At 37.7% G+C, this 18,851-nt stretch carries 23 protein-coding genes and 3 tRNA genes; 5 read left to right on the top strand and 21 right to left on the bottom strand.

Annotation, left to right across the window (positions count from 1 at the left end; all coding sequences use genetic code 11):
• Positions 1-37: 37 nt before the first annotated feature.
• From rplL to PKC55_RS16935, 15 genes are all read right to left on the bottom strand, one after another.
• Positions 38-415, bottom strand: coding sequence for a 50S ribosomal protein L7/L12 (gene rplL, locus PKC55_RS17005; protein ID WP_006841947.1), 378 nt, complete (start codon positions 413-415; stop codon positions 38-40).
• Positions 416-457: 42 nt separating this feature from the next.
• A complete protein-coding gene (gene rplJ / locus PKC55_RS17000) occupies positions 458-970 on the bottom strand; it encodes a 50S ribosomal protein L10 (protein WP_135105772.1) in 513 nt (170 codons plus the stop codon).
• 20 nt (positions 971-990) lie between these two features.
• Positions 991-1,686 (bottom strand): 50S ribosomal protein L1, encoded by a 696-nt coding sequence (gene rplA, locus PKC55_RS16995; RefSeq protein ID WP_006841945.1) that lies wholly within the window; start codon positions 1,684-1,686, stop codon positions 991-993.
• Positions 1,687-1,703: 17 nt separating this feature from the next.
• Positions 1,704-2,147, bottom strand: a complete 444-nt coding sequence (gene rplK, locus PKC55_RS16990; protein ID WP_324373597.1) for a 50S ribosomal protein L11 — start codon at positions 2,145-2,147, stop codon at positions 1,704-1,706.
• Positions 2,148-2,211: 64 nt separating this feature from the next.
• Positions 2,212-2,757: a transcription termination/antitermination protein NusG gene (nusG, locus tag PKC55_RS16985; protein WP_006841943.1), complete on the bottom strand. Its 546-nt coding sequence runs from the start codon at positions 2,755-2,757 to the stop codon at positions 2,212-2,214.
• Between the two features lie 21 nt (positions 2,758-2,778).
• On the bottom strand, positions 2,779-2,970 hold the full coding sequence (gene secE, locus PKC55_RS16980; protein ID WP_135105768.1) for a preprotein translocase subunit SecE: 192 nt from the start codon (positions 2,968-2,970) through the stop codon (positions 2,779-2,781).
• Positions 2,971-2,989: 19 nt separating this feature from the next.
• A tRNA-Trp gene (locus tag PKC55_RS16975) sits at positions 2,990-3,061 on the bottom strand.
• Between the two features lie 50 nt (positions 3,062-3,111).
• The gene (gene tuf, locus PKC55_RS16970) at positions 3,112-4,299 is read right to left on the bottom strand and encodes an elongation factor Tu (RefSeq protein ID WP_135105766.1); all 1,188 of its coding nucleotides are present in this window, start codon (positions 4,297-4,299) and stop codon (positions 3,112-3,114) included.
• 72 nt (positions 4,300-4,371) lie between these two features.
• Positions 4,372-4,443, bottom strand: a tRNA-Thr gene (locus tag PKC55_RS16965).
• 155 nt (positions 4,444-4,598) lie between these two features.
• Positions 4,599-4,672: transfer RNA gene (locus PKC55_RS16960), tRNA-Thr, on the bottom strand.
• A 172-nt stretch (positions 4,673-4,844) separates the two neighbouring features.
• The gene (gene hpf, locus PKC55_RS16955; protein WP_006841940.1) at positions 4,845-5,144 is read right to left on the bottom strand and encodes a ribosome hibernation-promoting factor, HPF/YfiA family; all 300 of its coding nucleotides are present in this window, start codon (positions 5,142-5,144) and stop codon (positions 4,845-4,847) included.
• A 20-nt stretch (positions 5,145-5,164) separates the two neighbouring features.
• Positions 5,165-6,046, bottom strand: a complete 882-nt coding sequence (locus tag PKC55_RS16950) for a tyrosine recombinase XerC (protein ID WP_291128712.1) — start codon at positions 6,044-6,046, stop codon at positions 5,165-5,167.
• A 70-nt stretch (positions 6,047-6,116) separates the two neighbouring features.
• Positions 6,117-6,308 carry a 30S ribosomal protein S21 gene (gene rpsU, locus PKC55_RS16945; protein WP_006841938.1) on the bottom strand — a complete coding sequence of 64 codons (192 nt, stop codon included), beginning with the start codon at positions 6,306-6,308 and terminating at the stop codon, positions 6,117-6,119.
• Positions 6,309-6,564: 256 nt separating this feature from the next.
• Positions 6,565-7,017 (bottom strand): GNAT family N-acetyltransferase, encoded by a 453-nt coding sequence (locus PKC55_RS16940; protein ID WP_291031409.1) that lies wholly within the window; start codon positions 7,015-7,017, stop codon positions 6,565-6,567.
• Positions 7,018-7,270: 253 nt separating this feature from the next.
• A complete protein-coding gene (locus tag PKC55_RS16935) occupies positions 7,271-8,020 on the bottom strand; it encodes a DUF3667 domain-containing protein (RefSeq protein ID WP_291128704.1) in 750 nt (249 codons plus the stop codon).
• A 139-nt stretch (positions 8,021-8,159) separates the two neighbouring features.
• Between PKC55_RS16935 and PKC55_RS16930 the strand changes: the two genes are divergently transcribed.
• The 5 genes from PKC55_RS16930 to PKC55_RS16910 all read left to right on the top strand — a co-directional run bounded on the left by PKC55_RS16930 (position 8,160) and on the right by PKC55_RS16910 (position 14,068).
• A complete protein-coding gene (locus PKC55_RS16930; protein ID WP_291128702.1) occupies positions 8,160-9,074 on the top strand; it encodes a Ppx/GppA phosphatase family protein in 915 nt (304 codons plus the stop codon).
• Positions 9,075-9,246: 172 nt separating this feature from the next.
• On the top strand, positions 9,247-10,044 hold the full coding sequence (locus PKC55_RS16925; RefSeq protein WP_291128701.1) for a UDP-2,3-diacylglucosamine diphosphatase: 798 nt from the start codon (positions 9,247-9,249) through the stop codon (positions 10,042-10,044).
• Positions 10,041-11,123: a glycosyltransferase family protein gene (locus PKC55_RS16920; RefSeq protein WP_291128699.1), complete on the top strand. Its 1,083-nt coding sequence runs from the start codon at positions 10,041-10,043 to the stop codon at positions 11,121-11,123. Before PKC55_RS16925 ends, PKC55_RS16920 begins: the two co-directional genes overlap by 4 nt.
• Positions 11,124-13,160, top strand: a complete 2,037-nt coding sequence (ppk1, locus tag PKC55_RS16915) for a polyphosphate kinase 1 (protein WP_291128697.1) — start codon at positions 11,124-11,126, stop codon at positions 13,158-13,160.
• The gene (locus PKC55_RS16910) at positions 13,157-14,068 is read left to right on the top strand and encodes a Ppx/GppA phosphatase family protein (protein ID WP_291128696.1); all 912 of its coding nucleotides are present in this window, start codon (positions 13,157-13,159) and stop codon (positions 14,066-14,068) included. The genes ppk1 and PKC55_RS16910 overlap by 4 nt, the downstream gene beginning before the upstream one ends.
• A gap of 5 nt (positions 14,069-14,073) precedes the next feature.
• Here PKC55_RS16910 and PKC55_RS16905 read toward each other — a convergent pair whose 3' ends face one another.
• From PKC55_RS16905 to PKC55_RS16880, 6 genes are all read right to left on the bottom strand, one after another.
• A complete protein-coding gene (locus PKC55_RS16905) occupies positions 14,074-14,616 on the bottom strand; it encodes a CvpA family protein (RefSeq protein ID WP_291128694.1) in 543 nt (180 codons plus the stop codon).
• 87 nt (positions 14,617-14,703) lie between these two features.
• Entirely contained in the window at positions 14,704-14,856 is a 153-nt protein-coding gene (gene rpmH, locus PKC55_RS16900) for a 50S ribosomal protein L34 (protein WP_006841928.1), read from the bottom strand.
• 90 nt (positions 14,857-14,946) lie between these two features.
• Entirely contained in the window at positions 14,947-15,447 is a 501-nt protein-coding gene (locus tag PKC55_RS16895) for a dihydrofolate reductase (RefSeq protein WP_291128692.1), read from the bottom strand.
• Between the two features lie 19 nt (positions 15,448-15,466).
• Complete coding sequence (locus PKC55_RS16890; protein WP_291128690.1) at positions 15,467-15,961, bottom strand: outer membrane beta-barrel protein; 495 nt, start codon at positions 15,959-15,961, stop codon at positions 15,467-15,469.
• Positions 15,958-17,406, bottom strand: a complete 1,449-nt coding sequence (locus tag PKC55_RS16885; RefSeq protein WP_324373596.1) for a CCA tRNA nucleotidyltransferase — start codon at positions 17,404-17,406, stop codon at positions 15,958-15,960. Before PKC55_RS16885 ends, PKC55_RS16890 begins: the two co-directional genes overlap by 4 nt.
• A 220-nt stretch (positions 17,407-17,626) precedes the next feature.
• Complete coding sequence (locus tag PKC55_RS16880) at positions 17,627-18,814, bottom strand: class I SAM-dependent rRNA methyltransferase (protein WP_324373595.1); 1,188 nt, start codon at positions 18,812-18,814, stop codon at positions 17,627-17,629.
• Positions 18,815-18,851 lie beyond the last annotated feature (37 nt).

The following is an 18,851-nucleotide window of genomic DNA, read 5'->3' as shown; positions in this document are numbered from 1 at the left end:
AGGTTCCTAACCAAAGTATCCTTTGACAGGACTGTTTTTACTTAAGTTCAACTTCAGCTCCTGATTCTTCTAATTGTTTTTTCAATGCTTCTGCTTCATCTTTAGTTACTCCTTTTTTAAGTTCACCAGGAGCAGCATCAACTAGATCTTTAGCTTCTTTCAAACCAAGTCCTGTTAGTTCTTTAACAGCTTTAACAACTTGCAATTTGTTTGCACCTGCTGATTTCAAGATTACATCGAAAGATGTTTTTTCTTCTACAGCTTCTGCAGCTGGACCTGCAGCCGGACCTGCAACTGCAACAGCAGCAGCGGCTGGTTCAATACCATATTCAGTTTTTAGAATTTCAGCTAGTTCGCTAACTTCTTTCACTGTCAAATTTACTAGTTGTTCTGCAATAGCTTTGATATCTGCCATTTTTGTATAAATTAAAATTGTTATTATTCTTTTTTAAATGAATTATCGTTTCGATAATGTTTCTAATACACCATGAATGGTATTACCACCCGATTGAAGGGCTGAGATAACATTCTTGGCTGGAGATTGAAGCAACATGATAACATCGCCGATAAGTTCGTTCTTGCTCTTGATGTTTTCTAATGCGCTCAAATTTTCCGCACCTATGTAGAAGCTTTCTTGTACATAAGCAGCCTTAAGCGAAGGAATTCCTTCTTTCTTGTACTTAGCGATCAGTTTAGCCGGTGCATTAGCTGAATTGGAAAACATCACTGCAGTGTTTCCTTTCAAAACTGAATGTAGTTCCGAATAGTCACCTTCAAGTGTATCCAATGCTTTCTGCAACAGGGTATTCTTTACGACCATTAATTTAATTTCTTGCTTTGCGCACTCTCTTCTCAATTCGCTGGTTTTAGTCGAATTAAGAGTAGCGATATCAGCAAGATAGAAATTGTCGTAACCTTTGATTGTTGCCGCTATAGTTTCTATGATAGTACTTTTATCTTCCTTTCTCATAATGTTTCAGTCAATTTTGATTAATTTTCTACTGATTTAGGGTCAATTTTCACACCCGGACTCATAGTACTTGAAAGACAAACACTTTTCACATAAGTTCCTTTAGCTGCAGTAGGTTTCAGTTTGATAAGCGTAGAAATAAATTCTCTTGCATTATCTCTGATCTGATCTGAAGTAAAAGATACTTTACCTATAGAAGCATGAACGATACCTGCTTTATCAACTTTAAAGTCGATTTTACCTGATTTTACTTCAGTTACAGCTTTAGCAACGTCCACAGTCACAGTTCCGCTCTTAGGGTTAGGCATCAGACCACGAGGTCCAAGTACACGCCCCAAAGCTCCAACTTTACCCATGATAGCAGGCTGAGTGATGATAACATCAATATCAGTCCAACCACCTTTTATCTTTTCGATATATTCATCCAAACCTACATAGTCTGCACCAGCTTCTTTAGCTGCAGCTTCTGCATCCGGAGAACATAATACCAAAACTCTTACTTGTTTTCCTGTTCCATGAGGAAGAGATACTACACCTCTCACCATCTGGTTAGCTTTACGTGGGTCTACACCTAAGCGTACATCCAAATCGACAGATGAGTCGAATTTTGTAGTTGTTATCTCTTTTACAAGAGCTGATGCTTCAGTCAGTGTATATAATTTCCCTGCTTCAATTTTGCTGAAAGCTAACTTCTGATTTTTTGTAAGTTTACCCATTATCAATTGAAGTTTAATTATTTAACATCAGGGAAAGCCCCTTTTACAGTAATACCCATACTTCTTGCTGTACCAGCAACCATTCTCATGGCTGATTCGATTGTAAAACAGTTAAGGTCGACCATCTTATCTTCAGCAATAGCTTTTACCTGATCCCAGGTAACTTCAGCCACTTTCTTACGATTAGGTTCTGCCGATCCGCTTTTCAGCTTAGAGGCTTCCAACAATTGGATTGCCACCGGTGGTTGTTTTACAACAAAATCAAAAGACTTATCAACATAGTAAGTAATTACCACTGGTAATATTTTACCTGCCTTGTCTTGAGTTCTGGCATTAAATTGCTTACAGAAATCCATGATATTGATACCTTTAGAACCTAAAGCAGGCCCTACCGGAGGAGATGGATTTGCTGCACCGCCTTTAATCTGTAACTTTAATTGTCCAGCAATTTCTTTAGCCATTTTTGTTTTTAATTTTTAGTTTTGTTAAAACTTAAATAGAACATCCAGAGTGCGTAACCAGTCCTTATTGCTCTTTTTCAACTTGCATGTAATTCAATTCGAGAGGAGTTTTCCTTCCAAATATCTTTACCATCACCTTGAGTTTCTTTTTCTCAGCGTTCACCTCTTCAATAATACCAGAAAAACCAGAGAAAGGACCATTTGTTACTTTCACGTTTTCTCCAACAAAATATTGAATATCCAAGCCTACTTCCTGCTCATCCAGTTCGTCCATTGTACCTAATATCCGATTTACTTCAGATTGGCTCAGCGGTTGTGGATTAGTAGTATTCGGTAAAAAACCTGCAACGAAATTAATGTTACGAAGTTCATGGATCACTTCACCTACGAGTGCAGCCTCAATCAATATGTAGCCGGGAAGATAAGCTCTTTCTTTGAGAACCTTCTTTCCGTTACGCATAATATAAGTTTTCTCTGTAGGAATAAGAACTTGAGAAATATACTTCCCTAAGTCAGTTTTCTTTATCTCTGATTCAAGATATTCTTTGACTTTATTTTCTTTTCCACTAACAGCACGCAGAACGTACCATTTCTTTTCGATTTCAGTCATAGTTTTTTGACAAGATAAAGATTACAACAGACCATAAAGTAACTTAACCGCTCTATCAAACACCGAATCAACACCCCACACAACCAATGCCATAATAATGGAAGCGATCATGACAATAACTGCACTGCTGGTCAATTCCGGACGAGAGGGCCAAGAAACCTTATATACAAGTTCGTTATAAGAATCTTTAAAATAGTTAATTATTTTTTTCATCACTCCTGTTTGAGTTTAGCACGGGCGGAGAGATTCGAACTCCCGACATTTGGTTTTGGAGACCAACGCTCTACCACTGAACTACGCCCGTATATTAAAGTCGGTTATATTACAAACCGACTTTAGGTTTTATAGAAATTATTAAGATAAAATTTCTGTAATCTGACCAGCACCTACTGTACGTCCACCTTCACGGATAGCGAAACGAAGACCTACGTTACAAGCAACTGGGTAAATCAATTCTACTGTGATTGTTACGTTATCACCAGGCATTACCATGTCTGTTCCTTCAGGAAGAGTGATTTCACCTGTAACGTCCAATGTACGTAGATAGAACTGAGGACGATATTTGTTGTGGAATGGAGTGTGACGTCCACCTTCTTCTTTTTTCAAGATATAAACCTCAGCTTTGATTCTTGTGTGAGGAGTGATTTTACCTGGGTGGGTAATAACCATACCACGTTTGATTTCTTCTTTATCGATACCACGAAGTAGAAGACCTACGTTGTCACCAGCTTGTCCGTCGTCAAGAATCTTACGGAACATTTCTACTCCTGTTACAACTGATTTTTTAGCTTCAGCTCCAAGACCGATAATTTGAACTTCTTCACCAGTTTTGATCTTACCAGTTTCGATACGACCTGTTGCTACAGTACCACGACCTGTGATAGAGAACACGTCTTCAACCGGCATCAAGAATGGTTTATCAACATCACGTGGAGGAAGTGGAATCCAAGTATCAACAGCATTCATAAGCTCCATTACTTGGCTAACCCAAGGTTCAACACCGTTCAAAGCACCAAGTGCAGATCCACGGATAACTGGAGTATTATCTCCGTCGAATTCGTAGAATGAAAGAAGTTCTCTCATTTCAAGTTCTACTAATTCTAGCATTTCTTCGTCATCAACGATATCACATTTGTTCATGAAAACAACCAATCTTGGTACGTTTACCTGACGTGCAAGAAGGATGTGCTCACGAGTTTGAGGCATAGGACCATCAGTAGCAGCTACAACGATGATAGCACCGTCCATCTGAGCAGCACCAGTAACCATGTTCTTTACGTAGTCGGCGTGTCCAGGACAGTCAACGTGAGCGTAGTGACGGTTAGCTGTTTCATATTCAACGTGTGAAGTGTTGATAGTAATACCACGTTCTTTTTCTTCAGGAGCGTTATCGATTGAATCGAATGAACGAGCTTGAGAAAGACCTTTGTCAGCCAATACTTTAGTGATAGCAGCAGTCAAAGTAGTTTTACCGTGGTCAACGTGACCGATTGTACCGATATTTACGTGCGGTTTCGCCCGGTTAAAATGTTCTTTTGCCATAATTAATCTTCTATTATTTAGTTAAATGTATATATTTAATTCTATTTGAATAAATTCACTAAAATAAATCAGAGCCCATGACGGGACTTGAACCCGTGACCTCTTCCTTACCAAGGAAGTGCTCTACCACTGAGCTACATTGGCTTAAATCTCAAAATCTTGCTTCAAATTAAACAATTCTCCGTACTTAAAAACAAGAGATATTATTATTAAAGCAAAAGTAATGGAAATTAAAGTGAAGAAATATCCAAATCTATTGATTCATAGCTTTTTCAAAACTTCTTTTTCCTTATAGCTTGAGCCTCTTGTCGGATTCGAACCAACGACCCCGAGATTACAAATCACGTGCTCTGGCCAACTGAGCTAAAGAGGCTAAAAGTCTAATAATTATCGCCATCTCGCTTTTTACACAGCGAAACGGCGACAAAATTAGATATTTTTTTTTAGAATCGCAACACTTTATAGATTTATTTTCCCTTGTGTTTTCTTTTGATTGTCTATTTAGCTTCAACTAGCTTAGTGCCAATTTCATGAACATTGCTATTTTATTTAGCCTGAGCCTTCTCTTTTACCTTAAGCACTTGCTTTTCCAAAGCTTCTATACTCTGAGCAACAGCCTCCTCAAAGCTATCGGCAGTCTTATTGGCAAACAACTCTCCATTTTTTATATTCAATTTAACCGAAGCCTCTTTATTATTGGCTACTTCCGGCTTCACGACTTTCAATATAACTTCTGCATCTACAATCTGATCTGTAAATTTATCCAATTTTGATATTTTTTTCTCAATAAACTCTTTCAGTTGTACTGACGCATCAAAGTGCACCGATTGAATTACAATATTCATAACTAATCCTCCTTTACTTTTTAAGCTCTTGGGTGAGCTTTGTTATAAATTCTCTTTAATTCTTCAAACGAAGTATGTGTGTATATTTCTGTAGCAGCCAAGCTTGCATGACCAAGCAACTCCTTTACCGCATTAATATCCGCTCCATTATTCAGCATGCCCGTTGCAAACGAATGTCGAAGAACATGGGGGCTAACCTTAGCCAGAGTTTCTATCTGCTGTAAATTAGAAGTCACAATACGATGCACTAACATCGGATAAAGCGGCTCTCCATTATTCTTAACAAATAAGTAACCTGATTGGTTTCCTACTTCTTTATTTCGCACTGCAATATATTGTTCAAGAGACTGCTTCATGCCATCACTAAAAGGAATAAGACGTTGCTTATTACGTTTTCCTGTCACTTGTATCGTTTCAGACGAGAAATCGACATCAACATCTTTCAACCCTATCAATTCTGCGCGGCGGATTCCGGTTACGTAAAACAGCTCTATTATAATATGGTCTCGCAACAACTCGAATGAATCTCCGTAGTCTTCTTTATCCAGGACTTTCTCCATATCTGCACTATTAGCAAAAGCTGGAATTGGCCGACCAACTTTCGGGCCATTTATTTTACTTGCAGGATTTACCGTTACTTCTCCTATTTTCTGCAAATATCTGTAAAACGATTTCACTGCGCTTAGCTTACGGTTTACAGAACGGGCTGAGATTTTTCTCTCCATCATAGAAACGATCCACATGCGAATAATATCTCTATCTACATGCTTTATGTCGGTATCAGAAAAATGCTCGGCAAGAAACGCTACGAACTGACTGAGGTCTTCAGAATAAGAAATCTCCGTATGTAAAGAATAGTTCTTTTCATAACGGAGATACCTGATATATTTTTCTATCAACAGCATCATTCGAGAAACATTCTATCTTGAATGACGAAGTTAATAATATTATGCGAAATTGGCAATACTTCTTTTACTCTTCCATACGGTGCATCTTCTGCACATAAACTGCATGAAGTTTGTTTGCTCTCTTCACTACAGAAGGCTTTTGGAATTCCTGACGTCTTCTAAGTTCTTTAACAACACCTGTTTTTTCGTATTTTCTTTTAAATTTCTTTAGGGCTCTTTCGATATTTTCCCCTTCTTTCAATGGAACAATAATCATAATTATTCTTTAGTTTTTATTTGTTTTCTTATTTAATTTTAAACTTTATAAGCGAAATTTCATTCGCTATCATTGCAATAATTGCATTAACGAGAGAATTCTGTTGTATAAATCAATCTTCTGAACATTGCTTCAGCAAAGCAATATCATACCACAAGTGAATATGTTTTGTTCAAAAGATCATCAAACCTCCTCTCTGTTTCGGGCTGCAAATTTATGATTTAATATCTTAACGAACAAGACTTTTTAAAAAATTCTATTCTTTTTTCATCTCAATATGGGGTAGCCCATCTTCGAGATACATCTCGCTGGTTTGCCTGAAGCCGTGGCTCTCATAAAATTTTTGAAGATATTGCTGAGCAGAAATCGTAATTCGCGTCTCGCCTAAAGTTGCAGATGCTATATTCAGGGCTTTCTTCATCATGTCGTGCCCATATCCGTACTTCCTATACTCCTGAGCAACAATAACCCGTCCGATACAAGCCTCTTCAAAATAATCTCCGGCCTTAAATATACGGCAATAAGCCACCAGTCTATCATCTGCATATCCGGAGAGATGCAATGCTTTTTGGTCTTTATAGTCTGTATCGAGATACGGAGCATCTTGCTCAACGACAAATATTTTGCACCGTAGATGCAAGATCTCATATAATTCGTTTATAGTAAGCTCTTCGAAACGGCTTACTTTCCATACTAATTCTTTCTTCATGCGTAATAAATCAGAAAAATCGCATAAAGATAATTTTTTATTTTTTACAATTCCGTACCCGTCAGGAAGATTCGTTATGTATAGATAAAAGTCTGTCAGGATCCTTCTTATTTACTATAAAGATAATACAAATCAAACATAAACATCATAGTTCTCATTGAGCACAAAACATGAAATTAAATTGATTAAATATCAACAAAATAGATTGGAAGAAATAATGAAGAAGGGGCAACCATAGGAAATAGGCTTGGAGTCATAACTTGAAATGATAATACTTAAACACCAAGAAAATAGCTATCACAAGCACAAGCAAAGTAACAACAGCTAATACGATAAGCAGCAACACCTTAAAGATTGCAGCAAACCATGAAGACCTTTTGAAGAATTGAGATAACCCCCATATAAAATATATTTCGGCTAAAAAATTTACAACCAAATAAACAAACTGTGAATGTGACAAATATATAAAGGGATAAAACAACAAAAGAACAAAAATTCTTGCTCCAGATAAGTATGAAAGCATAACAAGATGCTCCATATAGTTATAACCCCTTCGATAAAACAACAAATAAGAGAACAGCGCATAAAAAGGAGTTAACACCAGAAGCATCGATGAGTAATGATTAGAATACAATTTATAGATAGGGACATATTCAAGAATAACATTACCTTCATGTTTATTCATCTCATCCATTGGAAAAAAATGAAAAAGATGAAAAACAAAACTATAAATAACACCACATACTATCAGAAAAATAAAAGGTTTGATATATCCAACCCTCTTACCGGATAAATAATTTCGGATTGTTACTGCCGGCCTTAACAGCAACTCTTTAGTAGTATAGAATAACCCACTATTTAAATGAAATAACCCATATCCCAATTCTCTAAAAACCTCTTGGGAGTTAACACGGGAAGTATGTATTGACTGTCCACATTTACTACAAAACTCACCATAGACTTTATTATTACAGTTGAGACAGTACTTTATTTCTTTATTCATATTCGAAAATGAGTTACTTTTCAAATATAAAACAGAATTCTTTGCTTATTAGTTCTATTCGACAATCTTAATTTTAATGCAATCCAATAGTAATAGTTTTGTAACCCCTCTTACTTATTTTTGCCAATAAAAAAAGCTTATGAATGTTAGACGCTTAGGAGCAATCGATATCGGCTCCAACTCTGTACGCCTTCTTATTACAGATGTTCTCGACTATAATGGACGTGCAGTATTTAAAAAAGATTCATTAATCCGTATCCCTTTAAAATTGGGAGAGGATACATTTTCCACAGGATATATAAGTGAGCAGAAGAAAGAAAAGCTCGCCATCCTAATGCAATCTTTCCGTGGACTAATACAGGTAAATGATGTAGAAATATGGCGTGCCTGCGCAACGTCTGCCATCAGGGAAGCCTCTAACGCACAAGAAGTATTGGAGTACGTAGTTGCCAAGTCGGGCATCGAAATAGATGTAATTGACAGCAAAGAAGAGGCTCGCTTTATTCTTACAAACAGAATAGACGAATTACTGGAGGAGAACAGAGTATACATATATACGGATGTAGGTGGAGGAAACACAGAGCTCATTATTTTTTATCAGAACAAAGAGATCGCATCCGAATCGTTCAAGCTAGGTACCATTCGCTCACTACCGCTTGAGGAAGAAAGAGCCGAATGGGACAGAATGAAAAATTGGCTGACAGAACACAGCAAAGATTATATAAAGATATCCCTCATTGGGTCAGGAGGAAACATAAATAAGCTGGATTCACTATTACGCCGTTCAGGACGCATACGCAGAGAAGAGTTAGTGAGCTTTGCGGCTAAAATGAGAAAAATGAGTTATGAAGAACGGTTGGTGAATCTTAAAATAAACCTCAACCGGGCAGAAGTCATATTACCTGCAATCGGGATATACCTTAAAGTAATGAAACTAGCTCGGGCACTTGTCATCGAAACACCCATAATAGGTGTCGCCGATGGCATTATCAAAGACCTGTACATGACCCACTTCTATCAACCGTCTGCCCCTGCACTTTCTATCGATAAATAAAAAACTACACCATAAACAGATGAATGGCAAACAGAGAGATATCTACCATCTGTTTGCTCGTCATTTATATTATATATAAAACTTTCGTCTGAATCTTAACCATTTATTCATAAATACTTAACAGTGTTGTCATAATGTATTTATTCTTTTGATATGAAAAAAAGAGAAAAATATGACAAACAAAAAACATCACAAAACCATTGTTCTTTCAGATATCCATCTGGGATCTAAATGGTCGAAAGCAAAAGAAGCTACAAGATATTTAAAGGACAACACATGCGACACTCTCATTTTATGCGGAGACATTATTGATGGGTGGCAATTGATGCGAGGAAGAAAAGCAAAGTGGAAAAAGAGACACAGTAATTTCATTAAACTACTATTGGATATACAACGTAAAACAAAGATAATCTATTTGAGAGGGAATCACGACGACTTCATGGACAGGATACTTCCTTTCAAGTTTCAGAATATAGAAATTGTAAAAGATTATATCTACAAAAGCGGAGACAAACGTTTCTATGTCCTCCACGGAGATGTATTCGACCTTGTTACATCCCGCTACAGCTGGTTATCTAAAATCGGAGATGTTGGTTACTCTCTACTGATGCTGATCAATAGATACTACAACAACAGACGAGAAAAAAAGGGTTTGCCTTATTACTCCCTGTCGCAAGAAGTGAAGAAAAAAGTAAAAGCATCGGTATCATACATTAGCGATTACGAGAAACATATTGTAGACATAGCACGCCACAAAAAGTGTGACGGGGTTATATGCGGTCACATACATCAACCCGAAAAAAGATATTATGGCGATATTCTTTATTTGAATTCGGGTGATTGGGTCGAATCTTTATCGGCTCTAACCGAAGACTATGAGGGTAATTGGGAAGTCGAGTATTATGTACCTGAGCCACAGGCTAACAATTCGGTATTTGAAGACAAGAAAGATATAAGATTTGCAATATGAGATATTTATTTATTGTTCAAGGAGATGGACGAGGGCACATGACTCAGGCTATAGCCTTGTCTGATATCCTTCGCCGCAATGGTCACGAGGTTGTAGAAGTTTTAGTTGGAAAAAGTAAGGTTCGGGTCATACCCGATTTTTTTTATCAGAAAATCGGAGCTAAAGTAAGAACTTTCGACACCTTGTCTTTTGTATTCAAAAAAGATAAAAAACGAATTCACTTTTTAAAGACTTTGCTTTTCAACATATCTCCTAAGAGATTAAGAAAATACAAAAAAAGCATAGAAAAAATACACCGGCGTATACAGAAAAACGAACCCGATGTTATTGTCAATTTCTACGAACTGCTCACCGGGCTCACCTATTTGCGATTTAGCACCGATATCCCGATTGTAAATATCGGACATCAATACCTGCTAAAACATCCGGGCTATTTACATGGAAAAGGAGACGAACAAGGAATGATGTTCTTGAGACTGCACATGCTGCTATGTGGTGTAGGCGCAACCAAAACCTTGGCTTTATCGTTCTATCCATTAAAAGATTATATCCCTGAACGTATTGCAGTGGTTCCGCCTCTGCTTCGATCTGAAATATTATCGCTACAGCCTACAACCGAAGACTATATTTTGGGATACATGCTTAATCATGGGTATGAAAATGAAGTAAGGGCATGGCACGAGCAAAATCCTGACGTAAAATTACATTTCTTCTGGGATAAGCAAAATGTACCGAAGGAACTAATAGTAGACGAAAATTTAACACTCCATACGATCGATGATGAAAAATTCCTTAACTTTATGAGCAGATGCTGCGGATATATTACAACAGCGGGGTTCGAATCGGTTTGTGAAGCTCTCTATCTGGGGAAAGCTATCATGATGATCCCGGCTCATATAGAACAAGAAGTAAACGCAGCTGATGTTATCTCTTTTGGAGGAGGCATTGTTGGAAACAATTTTGATATGAGCGTGTTATTAAACTATATGAAAACAAAGCAACAATCGGATGACTCTTTTCGTGAATGGGTAAATTCGGCTGAGCAGACTTTTTTAAGGCATCTAACAACACTGGCATAAATGATAAACAACAGGGATTTAAGCTGGCTAACCTTTAACGAGCGGGTACTGCAAGAAGCTCAGGACAAAAGTGTGCCTCTGATGCAGAGGCTTCGTTTTCTTGGTATCTTCTCAAACAATCAGGACGAGTATATAAAGGTAAGGATAGCCAATATTGTTCGCCTTAGTCAGATTAGAGGAAAGAGCGCACCTCTCCTTTCGGGAGGATACACTGCTAAAGAATTACTGCCCCTTATCAACAGTCAGGTCTCTGAAGGGCAAAAGAAATTTATGCAAACTTATATCGATGTTCTCTCCGAAATGGAGAAACATAATATTTATGTAGTGAATGAGAAAAAACTGAACCAGAAACAAAAACAGTTCTGCCACGAATATTTCTCGAGCGTTGTCAGCCCACTTCTTGTACCACTTATTATTCGTAAATCTACTCAATTACCCTTTTTGCGGGATAACAATATCTACCATGCGGTTAAGATGTGCTCCGACAAAAACGATTCCAGATATGCAATTATTCAAATTCCGGTAAGTTCTTCATGTCCGCGCTTTGTCGTATTGCCATCAGTAAAAGGCAGACACGATATCATATTTTTGGATGATATAATTCGTTTATGCTTGGACGAAATATTCTTTATGTTTAACTATAAAAGTATTTCGGCATATACATTCAAACTGATGCGTGATGCTCAACTCACAATAGATGACGACATCTCTAAAAGCTTGATAGAGAAGATGGAGGCCGGATTACAAAATCGTCTGCACGGACAGCCTGTTCGCCTTATCTACGACAGAGAAATGCCCGAAGACTTGTTAGATATCATATCATCAAAGCTCCAGCTAAAAAGGCGGGAGGAATTAGATGCGGGAGGGCGATATCATCTTATGAGGGATTTAATGAAATTCCCTAAAGTGCGTCCCGATCTTGAAAGCAAAAGCTTGGCTCCGCTAAACCATCCGCACATAAAGCCTTTTTCGAGCATATTGAAAACCATTGCTCGTAAAGATGTATTACTTAATTATCCATATCATACATTCAACCACTTTATTGATTTCCTTCGGGAAGCAGCGATAGATCCTAAAGTAGAAAGTATCTACATCACTTTATATCGTGTAGCAGAACGTTCGAAAGTTATTAACGCCCTGATCAATGCAGCTAAAAACGGCAAGAGAGTAGTCGTATTAATGGAATTGCTGGCACGCTTCGATGAAGAACAAAATGTAGAATATTCGGAGATACTGCAAAAAGAGGGAGTAAAAGTTATACATGGCGTCACAGGACTAAAGGTACACAGCAAAATCGTTTTGGTAGAACGTAAGAATAAAGATTTTGCATATATCGGAACCGGGAACTTTAATGAAGCTACAGCTCAGATATATGGCGACTTCGGCTTGTTTACATCAAATCCTCAAATAGTAGCTGATACGGCTATAGTATTCGATTTTCTGATCAATACACACAAACACTTCTCGTGCAAGCAACTGCTTGTCTCCCCTTATTATATGCGCAATCAGTTTGTAAATTTAATTAAGAAAGAAATAAAAAATGCGCAGAACGGAAAACGGGCTTATATATTTGCTAAGTTTAACAGCCTTACCGATGAAGAAATGGTGAAGCTGCTTTACAAAGCAAGTCAGGCTGGTGTCGAGATACGGCTTATCGTGAGAGGAGCATGTTGTTTACAACCACAAATGAAAGATCTGAGTGAGAACATATGGGTAATAAGCATTGTAGACCGCTATCTAGAACATGCACGTATAGCTATATTCCACAATGACGGAGACGAGAAAGTCTATATCATGAGTGCAGACTGGATGACACGAAATCTAGACAGAAGAATAGAGGTGGGAGTTCCTATCCTCGACAAAGAAATAAAACAAACATTGAAGAGCTTCTTTGATATACAATGGTCGGATAACGAAAAAGCAAGAGATCTCACTGTCTTTGGGAGCAATAATTATGTAAAGAGAGGAGACAATCCTCCTTGCCGTTCTCAGACAGCTTTATACAATTTTTATAAGAAATTGAATGATAAAAAATGAATACAGATATATTTGCAGCAATAGATATAGGCTCTAATGCCATTCGCCTACTTATAAACAACATTGAAGTAAACGGAACAACACCCGACTTCAAGAAGGTAGCTTATCTCCGTGTACCTATCCGTTTGGGTGACGACGTATTTACCTCTGGAACAATAAGCAAAGATAAGGAATGGCGGCTTATACATGCAATGCAGGGTTTCTCACATATAATGAAAGCCTATGGTGTGATGAACTACAGAGCATGTGCAACCAGCGCCATGCGTGATGCTACCAACGGAGCTAATATCGTAGAAGACATACGGCGCGAAAGTGGTATAAACATAGACATCATAACCGGTAGAGAAGAAGCCGAAATTATATACGAGGCGGGAGAGTTGGACAACTTTATGGACAAAAGGAAGAACTACCTCTATGTTGACGTTGGAGGAGGCAGCACAGAAGTGATCATATACAGCAATCAGCAAAAAGTAGACTCTAACTCCTTCCAGATGGGAACTGTACGCTTACTGGTAGATGCCGTAAAAGAAGATGAAGAAAAACGATTTAAGTCTTGGCTAAAAGATATCTCTAAAGACAATAACTCATTCAGTATAATTGCATCGGGTGGAAACATAAATAAGATACACAAAGTATTGGGTAAAAGAGAACGTGAACCTATCAGCTATGACGAACTGAAGAAACTCTATGACAACCTAAAATCGTTGAGTTATGAAGAGCGGATTCAGTCTTATAAGCTTAATACTTACCGTGCTGACGTTATTGTTCCTGCTTTGAAGATATTCTTATCGATTAGTAAGATTTGTAAAGTCAATGAAATATTCGTTCCGAAGATAGGACTATCGGATGGTATTATATATCACTTATTTCATGAGCATCAAACATCTGGAATCCTTGCTAAGAAATAGTATATCTAAATAGCAATGCCCTTGTCTTTAATATGGGTAGCAGCCTCTTCTTTCAAGTCTTTTACCCAGTCAAATCGCAAGTAAGGAATTACTGCTCTGGCAATGTTGATAACAGTAGGATAAGAATAGGCATTCTCACGCACATCCTCTTTAATCAGATGTCTATTTTGGTCTAATTCAACAACAAGGTTTATCACAATACTGAATACTACAAGCCATTTAGCACAACAAAATAAAGCTCCGGCCAGCCGATTGAGAGCACTCATTTTTATGGCTTCTACAAATGACTCGAGTAACTTCCCCGCAAAAAACAACGCCACTATAATAAGCAGAAAGGCCACAATATAAGATAATGGCCCGATAATGTGAGGGGATGCCTCGGTTAGCTTTATCAACTTGGGAGCTATAAAGCCTGACAACTGACCCGCAAAAACCGCCCCTAATATCAATCCAGCTAATGATGCTATTTGCATAACAAGCCCCGAAAAGAACCCCTTAACGAGGGTTATCCCAATCAATATAATTACAAGCAAGTCGAACCAATTCATACAAAGTGAGGCTTATATAAAAAACAAAAGTAAGAATTATAATAATTCTTACCTTGTATATCTTTAGCAAAATGCCTTTAAAAGATCTTATTTGCTGTATTCGTCAGAGACAGTTAGTTTAGCTCTTCCTTTTGCTCTGCGTGAAGCAAGTACTCTGCGTCCGTTTGCAGTAGCCATTCTAGAGCGAAAACCATGTTTGTTTTTTCTCTTTCTGTTTGATGGTTGAAAAGTTCTTTTCATTGCTATATATTATTTTCTGTTATAATTTCAATTATCTTCCAGATATTCGGGTTGCAAAAATAGGATGTTTATTTAATATAAGCAAGTATATTAACGTTTTATTTTCTCTAAATTGATGAAACTGTATCTGTATTTATGTTTCTCATCTGTATCATGATCTTCTCGCGATAGCTCCTTCCACTCTTCCTGTTTTATTTCGGGGAAGAAGGTATCCGCTCCTTCAAACTGATGATGAATACGAGTCAGATAAAGCCTGTCTGCAAAATCAATTGCTTTCTTGTATATGGTTCCTCCTCCAATAAAAAAGATCTCTTGTTCGCCTTTACAAAGCTCGATTGCCTCATCGATAGATGAAACCATTTCGCAGCGATCGAATTGTAAATCCTTATTATTAGTTATCACGATATTCCTTCTGTTGGGCAACGCACCTTTAGGCAACGACTCAAACGTTCGACGCCCCATTATAACCGGATAACCCGCAGTGATAGCCTTAAAATGCTTTAGATCATTCGGCAAATGGCAAAGCAGGTCATTATTTTTACCGATGGCATTTGCTTCGTCAACCACAACTACAATTGATTTTATTGTCATAATTTCTTTATCTATAATTTTAGAACCGGAATCCGTAGCCTAAACGTATCAGACTATAATCCGTATACCCTGTATATTTCTCTTTATCTATCAGATTATATCTATAATCAAAATTTACAAATCCATTCTTGCTTACATTATACTCAGCACCTACACCAAAACTAAGACAAAATCCGGTCTGTTTCACAGAATTAGGGATTCCTGAGAATAAGTGATTGGATATCACACCCCCAATAAAAGGATATATAGAAAGATTATTATATATACGCAATTGATACTGTAAATTTACTCCAACATCGAGGCCGGAATTACTATTATCAGGAAAATAAGCCACCCAATCTCCAGCTACTCTAAAATTAGCGGGTAAACTGTACTTATACTGCAGCCCTATTCCCCAATTGGCATAATCTAATTTATATCTATGAGCGAGGTCTATTATTAAAGCTGATTTTTGAGCTTGCACAGCGGCACAACAAGCTAAAAAAACAACAAATATAAGAACTCCTTTTTTCATCTTACATTATCACTTTTCGGCTTCAACCCTATCTTTTTCGCTTTCTCTATCAAATAATTGTAAGCAGCGTCATATTCATTGGGGATCATCCCATCTAAGATAGCATCTTTGATGGATGCCTTGAGCCGTCCCACTTCCACTCCGGGCCCAAGACCGAACATTTCCATTATTTCTTCACCCTTGATCGGTGGTTGAAAATTACGCACCTGATCTTTCTCTTCTATATCTCTTAGCTTCTGACGTACAATCTCAAAATTACGAAGGTAACGACGAACCTTATCGGGATTCTTTGATGTAATATCAGCTTCACATAATGTCATCAGATCATCAATATCGTCACCTGCCTCGAAAAGCAAACGACGGATGGCTGAATCAGAAATTTCCTCGTCTACCAATACCTGAGGACGCATATGCAAAGTAACCATTTTTTGCACATATTTCATCTTTTCATTCAATGGGAGCTTCATCCGTCTAAAGATTCCCGGAATCATCTTCTCGCCTATGAAGTTATGATTGTGAAAAGTCCAACCGAATTTATTGTCCCAGCGTTTGGTTGCAGGCTTGGCAATATCATGAAGGATAGCCGACCATCGGAGCCAGAGATTATCTGTTTTCTTCGAAATATTATCTAAGACGACCAAGGTATGATAAAAATTATCCTTATGTCCTACCCCTTCTTTTGTTTCAGCACCTTTCAAAGCCACTAATTCAGGGAAGATAATAGAAAGTAATCCAGTCTGATCGAGTTGAAGAAAACCAACCGAAGGCTTAGGCGAAAGTACTATTTTATTCACCTCATCGATTATGCGCTCTCTTGATATGATCTCTATACGATCCTTATTTCTGCTGATTGCATCAAAGGTTTTAGGTTCTATATCAAAACCTAGTTGTGAAGAAAAACGTATTGCCCTGAGCATCCTCAGAGGGTCGTCGCTGAATGTAATATCAGGATCGAGCGGAGTACGAATAGTCAGACTATCCATATCTTTGAGCCCACCGAAAGGGTCTAGCAATTCTCCAAAACGATCTTTATTAAGACAAACCGCTAACGCATTTATTGTAAAATCTCTACGATTCTGATCATCTTCGAGCGTACCATCCTCTACAATCGGTTTGCGCGAGTCTCTATTATAAGACTCCTTGCGTGCCCCAACAAATTCTATCTCCGTATCTTTGTACTTAATCTGTGCTGTACCAAAGTTCTTAAAAACCGAAAGTTTTGCTTTCCGCCCCAGAGCCTTCGTAACAGCCTCTGCCAGCTCGATACCCTTACCTATAGTAACAATATCTATATCTTTGGATGCACGACGTAGAAATATATCACGTACATAACCGCCTATAGCGTAGCATTCAAGATTCATCTCATCTGCTACACGCGAGATAGTGTCAAATATTTCTCCCGAAAATTTCTTTTTTATTATATCGTTAAATTCGTTATTTAACATTTTATGTAGATAACTCTTTATTTCTATCAATCAGGTGACAAAAAGTGACAAAATGAAATATTCACAAATACATAACAATCAAAATATTAAACATTAAAAGGTGACAAAAGTGACACTTCTTAATCTATTTCAAATTGTTACTTTTTCGCTTCTTCTTTTCAGCCTACTTCTCTCTATATAAGATAATTTGAAGCCAGAATAATGAACCGGCTAAAACCAATCACTCTACATATAATACCAATCCTTTCAGGTATTCGCCTTCAGGATGATAGATATTGATCGGATGATCGGCGGGCTGACTTAACTGGTGTAATATTCTCACACTACGACCCGATAAAGCAGCAGCACTGAATACAGCCAAACGGAAAGCGTCTTTACTGATAACCTGCGAACAGGAAAAAGTAAACACAATACCTCCGGGTGCTACTTTTTCGAATGCGGCAGCATTTAAACGCTTGTAACCTTGCAATGCATTTTTTATAGCTCCTCTGTGTTTTGCAAAAGCCGGAGGGTCAAGTATGATAAGATCATAGTCTCCTTTATTGATACCGCCCAAAAACTTGAATGCATCTTCGGCAAAAGCCTCATGTCGTTTATCATCGGGGAAATTCAGTTCCACATTCCTATTCGTCAACATAATTGCCTTAGATGAGCTATCCACCGAGTGAACCAGATTTGCACCGCCACGCAAAGCATAGAAAGAGAACCCTCCTGTATAACAAAACATATTTAGTACAGACCGGCCTTTTGAATACTTTTCGAGCAATGCTCTATTATCTCGCTGATCGACAAAGAAACCGGTCTTCTGCCCTTTTACCCAGTCAGGATAAAACTTCAAACCATTCTCAAGTGCTATTTCGTTGACAGAATCACCTTTGTCCAGATATTCATTTTCTGCTCCCAGATTGGCTTTGTATGGCAAGGTGGTTTCCGATTTGTAATATACATTTTTCAGATTATCTCCTAACACGGCCTTCAATGCATCACAGATCATCAGACGTGACTCGTGCATTCCTACCGAATGAGACTGAATAACAGCCGTTTCGGCATAAACATCTATAATAAGACCGGGAAGAAGATCCCCTTCTCCATGTACAAGGCGATATGAATTATTATTATCAGATAATAAGCCTATTGATTTCCTCAATTCCAAAGCCGAAGACAAACGCTTCTTCCAGAAATCAAGATCAATATCTTCTTCTTCAAAAGATAATACCCGAACCTCTATACTCCCAATCTGATAATGACCGACAGCAATAAATTCATCGTTGATTGTATATACGTTAACGACTTCTCCTTCTGCAAGACTTTCATCTTTAGACTGTACTGCTCCCGAGAATATCCAAGGATGAAAACGCTTAAGCGATTCTTCTTTTTTAGGCTTTAGCTTGACCTTTTTATAATTCATAATTAAATAGCTGTCGAAATGAAGCTACAAAATTACA

This window comes from Dysgonomonas sp., assembly GCF_035323175.1.
Lineage (GTDB): Bacteria > Bacteroidota > Bacteroidia > Bacteroidales > Dysgonomonadaceae > Dysgonomonas.
The sequence above is the reverse complement of the archived record's forward strand: the minus strand, read 5'-3'. Positions and strand labels throughout refer to the sequence as shown.

Excerpts from the sequence above, each read along its gene's own strand:
- PKC55_RS16880 (WP_324373595.1), bottom strand. The coding sequence starts at position 18,814 with ATGAATTATAAAAAGGTCAAGCTAAAGCCTAAAAAAGAAGAATCGCTT.
- rplJ (WP_135105772.1), bottom strand. The coding sequence starts at position 970 with ATGAGAAAGGAAGATAAAAGTACTATCATAGAAACTATAGCGGCAACA.
- rpsU (WP_006841938.1), bottom strand. The coding sequence starts at position 6,308 with ATGATTATTGTTCCATTGAAAGAAGGGGAAAATATCGAAAGAGCCCTA.
- PKC55_RS16935 (WP_291128704.1), bottom strand. The coding sequence starts at position 8,020 with ATGAATAAAGAAATAAAGTACTGTCTCAACTGTAATAATAAAGTCTAT.
- PKC55_RS16910 (WP_291128696.1), top strand. The coding sequence starts at position 13,157 with ATGAATACAGATATATTTGCAGCAATAGATATAGGCTCTAATGCCATT.
- secE (WP_135105768.1), bottom strand. The coding sequence starts at position 2,970 with ATGAAAAAAATAATTAACTATTTTAAAGATTCTTATAACGAACTTGTA.
- tuf (WP_135105766.1), bottom strand. The coding sequence starts at position 4,299 with ATGGCAAAAGAACATTTTAACCGGGCGAAACCGCACGTAAATATCGGT.
- PKC55_RS16905 (WP_291128694.1), bottom strand. The coding sequence starts at position 14,616 with ATGAATTGGTTCGACTTGCTTGTAATTATATTGATTGGGATAACCCTC.
- rplA (WP_006841945.1), bottom strand. The coding sequence starts at position 1,686 with ATGGGTAAACTTACAAAAAATCAGAAGTTAGCTTTCAGCAAAATTGAA.
- rplL (WP_006841947.1), bottom strand. The coding sequence starts at position 415 with ATGGCAGATATCAAAGCTATTGCAGAACAACTAGTAAATTTGACAGTG.
- hpf (WP_006841940.1), bottom strand. The coding sequence starts at position 5,144 with ATGAATATTGTAATTCAATCGGTGCACTTTGATGCGTCAGTACAACTG.
- PKC55_RS16940 (WP_291031409.1), bottom strand. The coding sequence starts at position 7,017 with ATGAAGAAAGAATTAGTATGGAAAGTAAGCCGTTTCGAAGAGCTTACT.
- PKC55_RS16920 (WP_291128699.1), top strand. The coding sequence starts at position 10,041 with ATGAGATATTTATTTATTGTTCAAGGAGATGGACGAGGGCACATGACT.
- PKC55_RS16890 (WP_291128690.1), bottom strand. The coding sequence starts at position 15,961 with ATGAAAAAAGGAGTTCTTATATTTGTTGTTTTTTTAGCTTGTTGTGCC.
- PKC55_RS16925 (WP_291128701.1), top strand. The coding sequence starts at position 9,247 with ATGACAAACAAAAAACATCACAAAACCATTGTTCTTTCAGATATCCAT.
- nusG (WP_006841943.1), bottom strand. The coding sequence starts at position 2,757 with ATGACTGAAATCGAAAAGAAATGGTACGTTCTGCGTGCTGTTAGTGGA.
- rplK (WP_324373597.1), bottom strand. The coding sequence starts at position 2,147 with ATGGCTAAAGAAATTGCTGGACAATTAAAGTTACAGATTAAAGGCGGT.
- PKC55_RS16930 (WP_291128702.1), top strand. The coding sequence starts at position 8,160 with ATGAATGTTAGACGCTTAGGAGCAATCGATATCGGCTCCAACTCTGTA.
- rpmH (WP_006841928.1), bottom strand. The coding sequence starts at position 14,856 with ATGAAAAGAACTTTTCAACCATCAAACAGAAAGAGAAAAAACAAACAT.
- PKC55_RS16895 (WP_291128692.1), bottom strand. The coding sequence starts at position 15,447 with ATGACAATAAAATCAATTGTAGTTGTGGTTGACGAAGCAAATGCCATC.
- ppk1 (WP_291128697.1), top strand. The coding sequence starts at position 11,124 with ATGATAAACAACAGGGATTTAAGCTGGCTAACCTTTAACGAGCGGGTA.
- PKC55_RS16885 (WP_324373596.1), bottom strand. The coding sequence starts at position 17,406 with ATGTTAAATAACGAATTTAACGATATAATAAAAAAGAAATTTTCGGGA.